The sequence below is a fragment of the Pseudooceanicola marinus genome (assembly GCF_020177265.1).
Lineage (GTDB): Bacteria > Pseudomonadota > Alphaproteobacteria > Rhodobacterales > Rhodobacteraceae > Pseudooceanicola > Pseudooceanicola marinus_A.
Genome location: NZ_JAIVMC010000017.1, coordinates 24,583 through 37,737, shown reverse-complemented (window position 1 = coordinate 37,737; position 13,155 = coordinate 24,583). Strand labels below are relative to the sequence as shown.

The window sequence follows — 13,155 nt, the reverse complement described above, 5'->3', positions numbered from 1 at the left end:
GTTCTCATGCGCGGCTCAGTACCGCGTTCAGGCGATGTCGAACCGATCGGCGTTCATCACCTTGGTCCAGGCGTTCACGAAGTCGATCACGAACTTCTCTGCCGCATCATCCTGGGCATAGACCTCGGCATAGGCGCGCAGGATCGAGTTCGATCCGAAGACCAGGTCGAGCCGCGTTGCGGTGCCCCGGATCTTGCCGCTGTTGCGGTCGCGGATCTGGTAGACTCCTTCGCCGGCGTCGACCCAGGTGTAGGTCATGTCGGTCAGGGTGGTGAAGAACTCGGTCGTCAGCGCGCCGGGCGTCTCGGAGAAGACGCCATGCGTCGTGCCGCCGTGGTTGGTGCCCATGGCGCGCATGCCACCCACCAGGACCACCATCTCATGTGCGGTCAGGCCCATCAGCTGCGTGCGGTCCAGCATCAGCTCCTCGGGCGCCACGGCGTAGTCCTTCTTCAGCCAGTTGCGGTAGCCGTCGTGGATCGGCTCCAGCGCGTCGAAACTGTCGGCGTCGGTCATCTCGTCTGTGGCGTCGCCCCGGCCCGGTGCGAAGGGCACCGTGATGTCGAAGCCAGCCGCTGCCGCGGCCATTTCCACGCCGAGGTTGCCAGCCAGCACGATGGTATCCGCGACCGAGGCGCCGAACTGCGCCGCCAGCGGTTCCAGCACCGACAGGACGCGGGCCAGGCGCTCGGGCTCATTGCCCGCCCAGTCCTTCTGCGGGGCCAGGCGGATGCGCGCGCCATTGGCGCCGCCGCGCATGTCGGACCCGCGGTAGGTGCGGGCGCTGTCCCAGGCGGTGCTGACCATGTCCTGCTGGCTCAGGCCGGAGGCCGCGATGGCCGCCTTCAGACCGCCGATGTCGTAGTTCGAGGGACCTTCGGGGATGGGATCCTGCCAGATCAGGTCCTCGGCGGGCACATCGGGGCCGATGTAGCGCGCCTTCGGGCCCATGTCGCGGTGGGTCAACTTGAACCAGGCGCGGGCGAAGGTGTCGCGGAAGTACTCGGGATCGGCCATGAACTTCTCGCAGATGGCGCGGTAGGTCGGGTCGACCTTCATCGCCATGTCCGCGTCGGTCATCATCGGGTTGCGGCGCTTGGTCGGGTCGGAGGCGTCGCGGGGCTTGTCCTCCTCCTTGATGTCCACCGGCTCCCACTGGTTGGCCCCGGCGGGGGATTTGCGCAGCTCCCACTCGTGGCCGAAGAGCATGTCGAAGAAGCCCATGTCGAACTTCGTGGGCTCGGTCGTCCAGGCGCCTTCAAGGCCCGAGGTCACGGCATTGGCGGCCTTGCCACCCATGTTTGGGTTGTCCCAGCCCATGCCCTGCGCCTCGGGGCCAGCGGCCTCGGGGTCGGGGCCAAGCGCCTCGGCGTCGCCGTTGCCGTGGGTCTTGCCGACGGTGTGGCCCCCGGCGGTCAGCGCCGCGGTTTCCTCGTCGTTCATCGCCATGCGGGCAAAGGTCTCGCGGACCTGGGCGGCGGTCTTCATCGGGTCGGGCTGGCCGTTCACCCCTTCCGGGTTCACGTAGATCAGGCCCATCTGCACCGCGGCCAGCGGGTTTTCCATGGTCGAGGGGTCATCCACGTCGTCGTAACGGGTGTCCGACGGCGCCAGCCATTCTTTTTCGGCGCCCCAGTAGGTGTCCTTCTCCGGGTGCCAGATGTCTTCGCGACCGAAGGCGAAGCCGAAGGTCTTCAGGCCCATGTCCTCATAGGCGATGGTGCCCGCAAGGATGATCAGGTCGGCCCAGGAGACGGCATTGCCGTACTTCTTCTTGATCGGCCACAGCAGGCGGCGGGCCTTGTCGAGGCTGACGTTGTCGGGCCAGGAGTTCAGCGGCGCGAACCGCTGGTTGCCGGTGCCGCCGCCGCCGCGACCATCGGCCAGGCGGTAGGAGCCGGCGGCGTGCCAGGCCATGCGGATCATCAGCCCGCCGTAGTGGCCCCAGTCCGCGGGCCACCAGTCCTGGCTGTCGGTCATCAGCGCGTGCAGGTCCGCCTTCAGCGCGCCCACGTCCAGCTTCTTCAGCTCTTCGCGGTAGTCGAAGTCGGGGCCCATCGGGTTCGTCTTGCTGTCGTGCTGGTGCAGGATGTCCAGGTTCAGCGCGTTCGGCCACCAGTCGGTCACCGTGGTGCCGCTGGATGTCATCCCCCCATGCATCACCGGGCACTTGCCGCCCGTGTTCACGTCGTTTCCGTCCATGTCGTCTCTCCGGATTGGTGCTGCGTATCTCGTTGCCGACCGCGCGACGGCTGCCCGGGCAGGGGCCGCTGCGATCATTCCTCCTCTTGCGCCTCAACCGATAGCAGTGCGCATCAATAACGTACAATTGGATTTATAAAAGTTCTAAATAGGATTTTATTATAGCTTGGCGCGGCAGGCCCCCGGCCCCTTTTTCGCTCCCCGGTTCTACTCGCTCGGTCGGCGCCGCGAATGTCCGGTTGACAACCCGGCCCGCATGCGTGACGGTCCGGCCATCAACCAGGGGTGCTCCGTCAGGGGCTGAGATGCGCAGTCGCGCGAACCCTTCAAAGCTGATCTGGGTAATACCAGCGGAGCGAGGTACGCATATGTTCATTGGCGCGCAGGTGTCACTGTATCCGATGACGTCCGATTTCGTGGATGTCATCAAATCCGGGCTCACCGCCCTGACCCCCTACACGGATGATCTGCGGATCGAGACGGACGACATGTCGACCCTGATGGTCGGCGCGCCGGAACCGCTTCTGGATGCCATCCGCGATCTCTTTGCCGAGGCCGCCCGCCGGCCCGAGCATGTGACGATGCATGTCACCCTGTCGCGCGGCTGTCCGGGCGAGCCGGATGATCCCAGCTGTCACTGCGAGGCCCTGGTGCGGGCGCAGGACCTGTCGCTGGAGGATCGCAAGGCCCTGGCCGCCGAGGCCGTGGCCGCCGCGCCCGACCTGGGCGTGGGGATCGACGTGCAGTTCTCTCTCTACGTGCTGGGCCAGGATCACCACATGGATGAGATCTACGGCTGCATCGACTTCCTCAAGGCCTCGGGCACCTTCCTGAAATCGAAGAACTTCTGCACCCGCCTGCGCGGCGATGCCGGGGCCGTCTTCGAGACCCTGCGCCAGGCCTTCCTGCGCTTCGGTCCGGCGGAGGGGCATGTCACCATCGACCTGACCGCCTCGGCCAACAGCCCCAGCCTGCGCTGATCCCGCTGTCCTGACCCGACTGCCGCCCCCAGGGGCGACGCGCCCCGTTTGCGAGGTATCCCCATGTCCGTCCTGCGGCAGCTCCTGCCCGCGTTCTTCCTGGCCGCCGCGCTGCTGGCCCTCTGGCAGGGCTATTGCGCCTGGGCCGATGTGTCCCCCCTGATCCTGCCCGCGCCCAGCGACGTGGCGCGGGGGCTGTGGGTGAACCGCGCCGATCTGGCGCGGCACGCGGGCGCCACGCTGCTGGTGGCAGGGCTGGGGTTCTCGTTGTCGGTGGCCTTCGCCTTTGCCTCTTCCGTGGCGCTGTGGTTCCTGCCGGCATTGCGGCGCGGGGTGCTGCCGTTGATGGTGGCCAGCCAGACGGTGCCCATCGTGGCGCTGGCGCCACTGATGGTGCTGTGGTTCGGCTTCGGCCTGCTGCCCAAGATCCTGCTGGTGATCCTGGTCACCTTCTTCCCGATGCTGGTCAGCCTGCTGTCGGGCTACGCGCGCCTGCCGCAGGCCTACCACGATCAGCTGGTGTCGATGGGGGCAGGGCGGGGCGCCCTGTTCCGCCGCGCCGCCCTGCCGGTGGCCCGCCCGCAGTTCTTCGCGGGTCTGCGGATCTCGGCCACCTACGCCATCGTCGCCACGATCTTCGCCGAATATGCCGGCGCGCGGCAGGGGCTGGGGATCTGGATCCTGACCGCCAAGAACAACTTTCGCGCCGACCTGGTGCTCTCGGCGGTGGTGCTGTCGGCCTTCCTGACGCTGTCCCTGCTGGGGCTGCTGCACCTCATCGACCGGCTGACCGGGCGCCGGTTCCGCGGAGGCGATGATGCTGCGGCTTGAGGATCTGACCATTCGCGCCGCCGACCGGCTGCTGGTCGAGCCCACGTCGCTGACCCTCGTGCCGGGGCAGGTGACCTGCCTGATCGGCCCCTCGGGCTGCGGCAAATCCTCGGTCCTGAAGTGGCTGGCCGGGGTGCTGGCCCCCGGCCTGACGGCCGAAGGGCGGGCCGAGGTCGACGGCACCCCCCTGGTGCCGCCGTCGCCTGCGCTGGCCTACCAGCCGCAGCAGGACACGCTGTTTCCCTGGCTCACGGTGGCCGAGAACGCGGCCCTGGGGCTGGAGCTGACGGGGCTGTCGCGTCGCGCCGCGCAGGCGCGGGTGCGGCCCTTGTTCGACCGCTTCGGCCTGGCGGGCTGCGAGGATCGTTTCCCGCGCGAGCTGTCGGGCGGCATGCGCCAGCGCGCCGCCTTCCTGCGCACCATCGTGCTGGATGCCCCCTACCTGTTGCTGGACGAACCCTTTTCCGCGCTCGACGCGGTCACGCGGCTGCGCCTGCAGGACTGGCTGCTGGCGCGGCTGGCGGAGCGTCCGCGCGGGGTGCTGCTGGTGACCCACGACCTTTACGAGGCGACGCAGATGGCCGACCGCATCCTGGTCATGGCCGCTGGCCCGGGCCGCATCGTCGCCGACATTCCCCTGACCACCCCGCGCCCCGCGCGCAGCGAGGCCGCCCTGGCGGGCGTCCGCGCCGACCTGAGATCCCTTTTGATGGAGGAGACACCATGACGATCCGACAGACTTTCACCGCCGCGACCCTGGGCCTGGCCCTTGCAGTGCCCGTGGCGGCGCAGGCCGAGGAGCTGACCGAGGTTAGCCTGGCGCTCGACTGGACGCTGAACACCAACCACGTGGGCTTGATCGTGGCGCGCGAGAAGGGCTTCTACGAAGAGGCAGGGCTGTCGGTCGACATCCTGCCCTATTCCGACAGCTCCTCCACCGCACTGCTGGCGGCCGGGGCGGCGGATTTCGCCTACATGACCTCGCTGGGCTTCATGTCCGCCCGCGCCGGGGGCGCCGATATCGTCGCGCTCTGGGCCACGATGCAGCATGAGGCCGGGCGGCTGGTCTACAACAGCAACAACGAGGCGATCACCCGCCCGGCGGACCTGGAGGGCAAGACCTACGCGGGCTTCGGCAGCGCCTGGGAAGAGGCGCTGATCTCGACCATGATCGAGGCCGACGGCGGCACGGCGGAGTATGACACCGTGACACTGGGCACCGGCGCCTACGAGGCGCTGGCCTCGGGCGCGGTCGATTTCACGCTGGAGGTGACGACCTGGGAGGGCGTGAACAGCGACCTTCTGGGGCGGGAGCAATCCCATTTCACCTATGCCGATTACGGCGTTCCGGATCAGCAGACCGGCTATATCGGGACGCGGTCGGAGGTGCTGGAGGCGCAGCCCGAACTGGTCCGCGCCGTGATGCAGGCCACGCAGCAGGGCTACGCCTGGGCGGCCGATCACCCGCAGGAGGCCGCCGAGATCCTGATCGGGGCGGGCGATTTCCAGAACCCGGAGCTGGTGCGCGGCTCGATGGAGGTGATCGTCGACGGCGACTACCTGCGCGATGGCGACACGCCCGTGGGGCAGATCGACCCAGACCGTTTCGCCACCATGGCGCGGTTCCTCTTCGACAGCGGCGTGCTGAAGGGGCCGGGCGGCGCCGCGCTGGAATGGCCCGGTGACGTGTCGGACTGGATCAGCCAGGACTGGATGGCCGAGTAAACGGCGTGGGTCGGCGGGGGGCGGCGTCCCGCCGGCTCACAGCAGCGCGGAAATCTCGCGCGCGGTGTCCAGCACCTGCGCCACGCGGGCATCGGTGGGCGTCAGCTGCATCTCATGGCCCGAGAGGTTGATCGCCGCGACATAGGCGCCGTGACGCGAGATCAGCGGCGCGGCGATCGACACCGTGCCGGTGGCCAGGTGCGAGGACTGCGCCACATAACCGCGCGCCCGGTCGGCCTTCAGCATCTGTTTCAGCTCCGACAGGGATCCCGGCGCGGCCTGGCTCATCCGGTCGAAGGCATAGCCCTCGAACCGGCGGTTCAACTCGGCCTCCGGCAGGTCGCTCAGCAACACGCGGCCCATGGTGGTGGAGAAGGCGGGCAGGCGCGAGCCTACGGGCACGTTCGACACCATCGAACGGTCCGACAGCGCCCGGTAGACATAGACGATCTCGGTGCCGTCCAGCACCGCCACATGCACGGTGAAACCGGTGGCGTTGCGCAGCGCATCCGCGGGCAGGCGTGCCACGTCGTAGACATCCAGCGAGGCCAGGTAGCGATAGCCCAGGTCCATCACCCGCGGCGCCAGGCGATAGCAGTTCTCGCGACGGGACAGGTAGCCCTCGCGTTCCAGGGTGACGACGAAGCGATAGGCGGCAGAGCTGGTGACCGAGATCGCCTCGGCAATCTCGGTCAGGGTCATCTCCGCATGGCGATGGTCGAAACACTCCAGGATGCTGAGCCCGCGCAGAAGCGAGTTCGAGCGGTAGTCTGGTTCCTTCGCCATATGTCCTGCGGCCCTCCCCGGCCTTAACTGATGCTGCGGTCGTCCATCCGCGCGGCGATCTTCGCCATGGCCGCGGCATAGTCGGCGAGGATCGCCTCCTCCTGCGGGTGCCGGCCAGACTGGACCACCCTACGACCGCGTACAACCACATCGCCCACGTGGAAGCCCCGTCCGGCGAAGATGTGGAAGTCGAGGCTCGCTTCGGCGGCAACCGGGGCCATGGCGGCGGGTTCCGGGCTGGTCAGCTCGACGAAGCTGGCCATCCCGCCGGGGGTGATGGCGCCGGTCGGGCGGCCTGCGGCCTGCGCGCCGCCCAGGGCCGCGCGGGACCACAGGTTGGTGCCGACATGGGGCTGGGCCTCGGAGGCCAGGGCGTTGCGGGTGCGGTCGCGGAACCGCTGGCTGTATTCCAGCGATTGCAGTTCCTGCGCCGTGACGGTGGCGATGTTGCTGTCGGAGCCGATGCCGAAGACACCGCCCTGGGCCAGGAAGTCCGTGGCCGGGAATATGCCGTCGCCCAGGTTCGCCTCGGTCAGCGGGCAGAGGCCGACGACGGCGCCGGATCCGGCGATCTGCGTCACTTCCGCCTCGGTCAGGTGGGTGGCGTGGATCAGGCACCAGCGGTCATCGACCGGGGCGAAATCGTAAAGCTGTTCGACGGGGCGGCGCCCATTGAAGGCCACCGCGTCGTTCACTTCCTTCATCTGCTCGGCGACGTGGATGTGGACCGGGCAGCCGGGCAGCTTGTCGGCGCGCAACTCCAGCAGCTTGGTGATCTCGTCCGGCGTGGCGGCGCGCAGCGAGTGCGGTGCGATGCCCAGGACGTGACCGGCCTCGGCGGCGGGGGCGCGCAGGGCCTCCATCATCTCGGCATAGCCATCGAGGCTCTGGATGAACCGGCGCTGGCCCTCATTGGGGGCGGCGCCGCCAAAGTCGGAATGCGCGTAGAAGACCGGCAGATGCGTCAGTTCCAGCCCGGTGGTCTGGGCCGCGTCGAAGATCGCCAGCGACAGCTCCTCGGGGCGGGCGTAGCGGCTGCCGTCCACGTCGTTGTGGACGTAGTGGAATTCGGTGATGCCGGTGTAGCCGCCCTTCAGCAGCGACAGGTACAGGCGCGCCGCCACCGCCCGCATGTCCTCGGGCGAGAGGGTGAGGGCGAAGAAATACATCATGTCGCGCCAGGACCAGAAGCTGTCGACGGGGTTGCGGCGTACCTCGGTCAGCCCGGCCATGGCATATTGGAAGGCGTGGCTGTGCAGGTCGGTGATGCCGGGCACGACGGGGTTTTCATAGACGGGCAGGGCGTCGGGATTGTCGTCCTCGGCCATCGTCGCAATCGTGCCGTCGGCGGCGAAATGCACCGAGAGGTTCCGGCGCCAGCCCTCTGGCGTCAGGGCCAGGTGGAAATGCGCGCCGGTCATCTGGGGGGCGGTCATGTCAGGAAAGCTCCGCTTCGGGGGTAAAGGTGGTCATGGCGGCGATCAGGGCCTGCAGGGCGACCTTCAGCCGGTTGGCGCGCTCGGGCCGGTAGGTCCAGGGGGAGACCTCCTCCATGTAGCATTCCTGCGCGATCTCGATCTGCAGGGCGTGCACGCCGCGGGCGGGCTGGCCGTAGTTGCGGGTGATGAAACCGCCCTTGAAGCGGCCATCGCGCACGGCGCTGAAACCACTGGCCTGCAGCGCGGCAAAGGCCGCGTCCGACAGGGCAGGGGCGCAGCTTTCGCCGACGTTGGTGCCCAGGTTCAGGTCCGGCAGGCGACCGTCGAAGAGGCGCGGGATGCGGCTGCGGATCGAATGCACGTCCAGTAGCAGGCAATAGCCGTGCAGGGCGCGGATGCGTTCAATCTCGGCCGCAAGGGCATCATGGTAGGGCTGCCAGTAGCTGGCGATGCGCGCGTCCCGCTCGGCGGCGTCGGGCTCCATCCCCTCGCGGTAGAGGGGGGTGCCGTCGAAATCGATGGTCGACATCAGCCCCGTGGTGGCCCCGGTGTAAAGGGGCACGTCATCGGCGGGCCGGTTCAGATCGACCACGTAACGCGACTGGCGCGCGGCCATCAGGCTGGCGCCGTCGGGCAGCACGTCGCGGGCGACCCGGTCCATGTGCCAGTCGGTGTCGCTGAGGTCGAGTGCCTCCGGGGTGAGCGCCGCGCGCACCGACTCGGGCATTTCAGTGCCCGCATGTGGCACATTCAGCAACAGCGGAGAGCCCCCGTTTGCGCTGGAATAGAGTTGTGTTTCCATGACCTTGCCTGCTACTGACTGACGGGTCAGTCGGATTTCATATCTGAAATCGGATATTGACATGCAAAAACTTAAGGTCAAGATCCGTTCATCCCCCCGCGGGCCGCACGGACTGCTCCGCGCAGGCGGGGGACCAACAGATCTAGGAGGATTCCTGATGTCTCTTTCCCGGCGCCATTTCCTTGGCACCTCCGCTGCTGCCGCCACCCTGGCAGCCCTCGCAACCCCCGGCCTCGCCCAGAGCCGTACCTTCTTCGGGATCGCCACCGGCGGCACCGGCGGCACCTACTACCCGCTGGGTGGCATGCTGGCGCAGCTGATCTCCAACACCGCCGAGCTGCCCGACACCCGCCTGTCGGCCACCGCCGAAACCGGTAACGCCTCGGTCGCCAACTCCCAGCTGCTGGGTCGTGGCGAGATCGAATCCGCCTTCGCTTCCGCCGACATCCTGGACGCCGCCTACAACGGCACCGGCCAGTTTGAAGGTGAGCCGATCGAGAACCTGCGCGCCATCGGCGCCCTGTACCCGGAAACCGTCCAGCTGGTCGTGCGTGCCGAAAGCGGCATCACCTCGATCGAAGACCTGCGCGGCAAGTCCGTCTCCTCCGGTTCGCCGGGCTCGGGCCAGTGGCAGCTGCTGGGTGACCTGCTGGAAGCCCACGGCATGACCCGCGAAGACATCAACGAGGACTACTCCTCGTTCGCGCAGTCCGTGGACAAGATCAAGGACGGCAACCTCGACGCCTCGCTGATCACCGCCGGCCTGCCGACCTCCTCGGTGACCGACCTGGCCAACGGCCACGAGATCGCCATCGTCCCGCTGGCCGGCCCGGCCATCGAAGCGATGCAGGAAGCACAGCCCTACTACGCCTCCGCGACCGTTCCGGCCGGTGCCTACAACGGCATTGAGGAAGACGTTCCGACCCTGGCCGTGCGCGCCATCTGGACCACCCACGCCGAGGTGTCCGAGGATGTCGTCTACGCCGTGACCAAGGCGCTCTACGAGAACACCGAGACCCTGGGTCAGGTGCACCCGATGGGCAAGCAGATCTCGGTCGAGACCGCTCTGGAATCCGTCTCGATCCCGCTGCACCCCGGCGCGGAACGCTACTACAAAGAAATGGGCGTTACCGAGTAATGCTCCGGCGCGGGTTTCTGCGCCGGCCAGGAGAGGCGAGCCTGCTCGCCCTCCTGGTCCTCATCATCGGCTCCGGCGTCTCACTGGCGGCGGAGCCGAGTCATTTCCTGTGCCTGAGCGAAACGCGTGGAACGCAGTCGCTGGTGAAACGGGTGCCCCTGGGCCCCGACGCCACATTCGCCCTCAGCTTCATCCACTCCGTGTCGCGTACGCCCGTGACGGACTACTATCGCGTCGAGCAGGGCCGCATCCTGCAGATGCGCGAAGAGTTCATGGCCCATGGGGCCGGTCTGCCGTCGATCGCGAACGACATGGACGCGACGGGCTGGCGACACGAAAATGGGCGTTTCATTCTCGACATGCATCGCTATACGGGCCCGATTCCGCTGCGCATCCAGGCCCAGTTCGAGAATACCCTTCATACCGCCGATACCGAGCTGACCCTGGCGACGCTCGGGATTTCCGCTCTTACCCTTGCCCCCTGTGACGAGGAGACCCTCCCGTGACTCAAAGTAGTCCCCCGAAGACCGACAACCGCGGACACACCGCGGCGGACGGTGATCACCAATTTACCGCCGACGAGGTCGAGGCGCTGGTGCGCGAATACGATTCCGAGTCGAATTTCCGCAACCTGGTTGGCCCGACCGCGAAGTTGGTGACCGTCGTTTCGGTCATCCTGTCGCTGTTCCATGTCTACACCGCCGGCTTCGGCCTGCTGAACGAGGTGATGCACCGCACCATCCACCTCGCCTTCGTCATGGGCCTGATCTTCCTGGTGTTCCCGCGCAAACGCGCGAAACCGACCCGGAAGCTGTGGATCGAGTCGCTGATCTTCGCGGCCTTCTACCTCTACATGCTGTGGCAGATGGCGCCGACGCTGCCCGAGGGGACGGTGAAATACGTCTTCATCGCCGTCGTGCTGGTGCTGACCGTGCTGACGCTGCCCTTCAACCGCCGTGGCGCGGACCCCGAAAAGGTGGCGCTGCGTGACTGGATCTTCGCCGCCTGTGGCGCGGGCTTCTCGGCCTACCTGTCCTTCGGCTTCGACTACGTGTTCATCCAGAACGTCGGCAACCCGCCGCAGGAAGTCTACCTGATGGGCTTCGTCGCGATCCTCATGACGCTGGAGGCAACCCGCCGCACCATGGGCCCGACCCTGGCCTACATCGGCATCGGCTGCCTTCTGTATGCGCTGTTCGGTCCCTACCTGCCGGGCATCTTCGCGCACCGCGGCTACTCGATCTCGCGCATCATCAACCACCTGTTCATCGGCACCGAAGGCATCTACGGCGTGGCCGTGGGCGTCGTGGCAACCTACGTGTTCCACTTCGTTCTGTTCGGGATCCTGGCGCAGATGTCGGGCCTGGGTCAGCTGTTCATCGACCTGGCCACGATCATCGCCGGCCGCGCCTCGGGCGGCTCGGCCAAGGTGTCGGTCGTCTCCTCGGGCTTCTTCGGCATGATCTCCGGTTCGCCGATCGCCAACACGGTGACCACGGGTGCCTTCACCATCCCGCTGATGAAGAAGTCGGGCTTCTCCGGACGCTTCGCCGGCGCGACCGAGGCCTCGGCCTCCTGCGGGGGGCAGATCACCCCGCCGATCATGGGCGCCTCGGCCTTCGTCATGACCGAGATGCTGGGCATTCCCTACAACGAGCTGATCCTGATCGCGATCGTTCCGGCCGCCTTCCACTACATCGCCATCCTGCTGATGGTGCACCTGGAGGCGAAGAAGCTGGGCCTGACCGGCATGACCAAGGAGAACATCCCCCAGTTCGCCAACGTCCTGGCGAAATCCTGGCACCTGTTCATCCCGCTGGGCGTCATGGTCGCGATGCTGCTGATGCAATACACGCCCTTCCTGGCCGCCTTCTGGGGCATCATCCTGACCATCGTGTGCAGCTACATCCCGTGGGTCATGTCGAAGATGGGTAACACCCAGATGGACACCTCCACCGTGCTGACGCCGCCGCGCCTGGTGCGTGGCTTCGAGGATGGCGCGAAGTTCGCGCTGGCCATCGGCGCCGCCTGTGCCTGCGTGGGCTTCCTGCTGGGCATGACCACCCTCACCGGCCTGGGCTTCAAGTTCTCGGCCGCCGTGGTCGAACTGGCCCATGACCTGGCCGGCTGGGTCACCATGATCGACTTCACCGGGCTGCTGTCCGAGGATGGCATGGCGCTGTTCTTCGGCCTGATCTTCGTCGCCATCGCCTGCATCATCATGGGCGCGGGTATCCCGACGACGCCGACCTACATCATCCTGGCCTCGATCGCGGCGCCTGCGCTGATGGAGTTTGACGTGCCGCTGATCGCCACGCACTTCTTCGTCTTCTACTTCGGGGTGCTGGCCGATGTGACGCCGCCCGTGGCGCTTGCCGCCTATGCGGCGGCAGGTCTGGCACGGTCGGAACCGATGACCACCGGCACGACGGCCTTCCGTCTGTCGATGGGCAAGGCCCTGGTGCCCTTCATGTTCGTCTACGCGCCCGCGCTGCTGTTCGTGAACTTCACCTGGCTGGAGTTCATCACCGCGCTGCTGTCGGGCCTGGTGGGCGTGCTGGCACTGTCGGCGGCCTACATCGGGTGGTTCCGTCGCAGCCTGGCCACCTGGGAGAAGCTGGTGCTGACCCTGGCGGGTCTGCTGCTGATCTCCACCAACATGATTGCCATCGCCGTGGGCGCCTTGATCGTTCTGGCGATCCTGGCACGTCCCGCCCCGGCGGTTGCAGCTCCGGGGACCTGACGACCGGCAGGTTTCCGAAACGAGCGGGCGGCGCATCAGCGCCGCCCGTTTTCGTTTGGGCGCAGGCGGATGGCAGAGAGCAGGGCAGGGGGCGTTCGCGGAACGCACCGAGAAAGGCGCCGCGAAACTCGGCAGACCGCCGCAGGACATGCCGAGGCACATGGCCCGAGGGGCAGAAAGTCTTCTATGCTTTCAGGTGGTTAATGGTGCTGCTGGAGAGAATTGAACTCTCGACCTCTCCCTTACCAAGGGAGTGCTCTACCTCTGAGCTACAGCAGCATCCGGGGGCCGTTTTGCGATGTCGCATCTGGCGTGGCCCGTTGCCGTGGCCGCCGTCTCCGGCTGCCGTGGGCGGGGATTTAGACGCAAACCGCCGAGGGTGCAAGCACAAACTGGACGCTTTTTTCCGGCTCGTTTACAGAAGGCGTATGGCAAGGAAATCGAGCGTTGGAAAAGACGCGCAGACGCGCGAGGAGAGGCTGAGATCGGCCCTGAAAGCGAATCTCGCC

General features: G+C 67.0%; 11 protein-coding genes, 1 tRNA gene and 1 riboswitch. Of the genes, 7 read left to right on the top strand and 5 right to left on the bottom strand.

Features of this window, described 5'->3' with window-relative positions:
- Positions 1–27 precede the first annotated feature (27 nt).
- Positions 28–2,202 carry a catalase/peroxidase HPI gene (gene katG, locus LC066_RS20480; RefSeq protein ID WP_224903147.1) on the bottom strand — a complete coding sequence of 725 codons (2,175 nt, stop codon included), beginning with the start codon at positions 2,200–2,202 and terminating at the stop codon, positions 28–30.
- 271 nt (positions 2,203–2,473) lie between these two features.
- Positions 2,474–2,578: riboswitch (TPP riboswitch) on the top strand.
- On the opposite strand from katG, the gene LC066_RS20475 reads away from it, so the two are divergent.
- The 4 genes from LC066_RS20475 (at position 2,571) to LC066_RS20460 (ending at position 5,738) form a co-directional block, all read left to right on the top strand.
- Positions 2,571–3,182: a Ykof family thiamine-binding protein gene (locus LC066_RS20475; protein ID WP_224903144.1), complete on the top strand. Its 612-nt coding sequence runs from the start codon at positions 2,571–2,573 to the stop codon at positions 3,180–3,182. Its footprint overlaps the riboswitch before it by 8 nt.
- A 63-nt stretch (positions 3,183–3,245) precedes the next feature.
- Positions 3,246–4,013, top strand: coding sequence for an ABC transporter permease (locus LC066_RS20470; RefSeq protein WP_224903141.1), 768 nt, complete (start codon positions 3,246–3,248; stop codon positions 4,011–4,013).
- Entirely contained in the window at positions 4,000–4,740 is a 741-nt protein-coding gene (locus LC066_RS20465) for an ABC transporter ATP-binding protein (RefSeq protein ID WP_224903138.1), read from the top strand. Before LC066_RS20470 ends, LC066_RS20465 begins: the two co-directional genes overlap by 14 nt.
- A complete protein-coding gene (locus tag LC066_RS20460; RefSeq protein ID WP_222478266.1) occupies positions 4,737–5,738 on the top strand; it encodes an ABC transporter substrate-binding protein in 1,002 nt (333 codons plus the stop codon). Before LC066_RS20465 ends, LC066_RS20460 begins: the two co-directional genes overlap by 4 nt.
- Positions 5,739–5,774: 36 nt before the next feature.
- Here LC066_RS20460 and LC066_RS20455 read toward each other — a convergent pair whose 3' ends face one another.
- Genes LC066_RS20455 through hutG form a run of 3 tightly spaced genes read right to left on the bottom strand, consistent with a single transcriptional unit; the run spans position 5,775 to position 8,765 of the window.
- Positions 5,775–6,524, bottom strand: coding sequence for an IclR family transcriptional regulator (locus LC066_RS20455; protein WP_224903136.1), 750 nt, complete (start codon positions 6,522–6,524; stop codon positions 5,775–5,777).
- 23 nt (positions 6,525–6,547) lie between these two features.
- On the bottom strand, positions 6,548–7,960 hold the full coding sequence (locus tag LC066_RS20450; RefSeq protein WP_224903134.1) for a formimidoylglutamate deiminase: 1,413 nt from the start codon (positions 7,958–7,960) through the stop codon (positions 6,548–6,550).
- Position 7,961: 1 nt separating this feature from the next.
- On the bottom strand, positions 7,962–8,765 hold the full coding sequence (gene hutG, locus LC066_RS20445; protein ID WP_224903132.1) for an N-formylglutamate deformylase: 804 nt from the start codon (positions 8,763–8,765) through the stop codon (positions 7,962–7,964).
- Between the two features lie 157 nt (positions 8,766–8,922).
- Between hutG and LC066_RS20440 the strand changes: the two genes are divergently transcribed.
- The 3 genes from LC066_RS20440 to LC066_RS20430 are packed head-to-tail and all read left to right on the top strand — an operon-like array spanning position 8,923 to position 12,646.
- Complete coding sequence (locus LC066_RS20440; RefSeq protein WP_224903130.1) at positions 8,923–9,903, top strand: TAXI family TRAP transporter solute-binding subunit; 981 nt, start codon at positions 8,923–8,925, stop codon at positions 9,901–9,903.
- Positions 9,903–10,409 (top strand): DUF1850 domain-containing protein, encoded by a 507-nt coding sequence (locus tag LC066_RS20435; RefSeq protein ID WP_224903128.1) that lies wholly within the window; start codon positions 9,903–9,905, stop codon positions 10,407–10,409. Before LC066_RS20440 ends, LC066_RS20435 begins: the two co-directional genes overlap by 1 nt.
- Positions 10,406–12,646, top strand: a complete 2,241-nt coding sequence (locus tag LC066_RS20430; RefSeq protein ID WP_224903127.1) for a TRAP transporter permease — start codon at positions 10,406–10,408, stop codon at positions 12,644–12,646. The genes LC066_RS20435 and LC066_RS20430 overlap by 4 nt, the downstream gene beginning before the upstream one ends.
- A 204-nt stretch (positions 12,647–12,850) precedes the next feature.
- Here LC066_RS20430 and LC066_RS20425 read toward each other — a convergent pair.
- Positions 12,851–12,925 (bottom strand) — tRNA-Thr (locus tag LC066_RS20425).
- Positions 12,926–13,155 lie beyond the last annotated feature (230 nt).

Coding starts and splice junctions, on each gene's coding strand:
- katG (WP_224903147.1), bottom strand. CDS start 2,202: ATGGACGGAAACGACGTGAACACGGGCGGCAAGTGCCCGGTGATGCAT.
- LC066_RS20475 (WP_224903144.1), top strand. CDS start 2,571: ATGTTCATTGGCGCGCAGGTGTCACTGTATCCGATGACGTCCGATTTC.
- LC066_RS20470 (WP_224903141.1), top strand. CDS start 3,246: ATGTCCGTCCTGCGGCAGCTCCTGCCCGCGTTCTTCCTGGCCGCCGCG.
- LC066_RS20465 (WP_224903138.1), top strand. CDS start 4,000: ATGCTGCGGCTTGAGGATCTGACCATTCGCGCCGCCGACCGGCTGCTG.
- LC066_RS20460 (WP_222478266.1), top strand. CDS start 4,737: ATGACGATCCGACAGACTTTCACCGCCGCGACCCTGGGCCTGGCCCTT.
- LC066_RS20455 (WP_224903136.1), bottom strand. CDS start 6,524: ATGGCGAAGGAACCAGACTACCGCTCGAACTCGCTTCTGCGCGGGCTC.
- LC066_RS20450 (WP_224903134.1), bottom strand. CDS start 7,960: ATGACCGCCCCCCAGATGACCGGCGCGCATTTCCACCTGGCCCTGACG.
- hutG (WP_224903132.1), bottom strand. CDS start 8,765: ATGGAAACACAACTCTATTCCAGCGCAAACGGGGGCTCTCCGCTGTTG.
- LC066_RS20440 (WP_224903130.1), top strand. CDS start 8,923: ATGTCTCTTTCCCGGCGCCATTTCCTTGGCACCTCCGCTGCTGCCGCC.
- LC066_RS20435 (WP_224903128.1), top strand. CDS start 9,903: ATGCTCCGGCGCGGGTTTCTGCGCCGGCCAGGAGAGGCGAGCCTGCTC.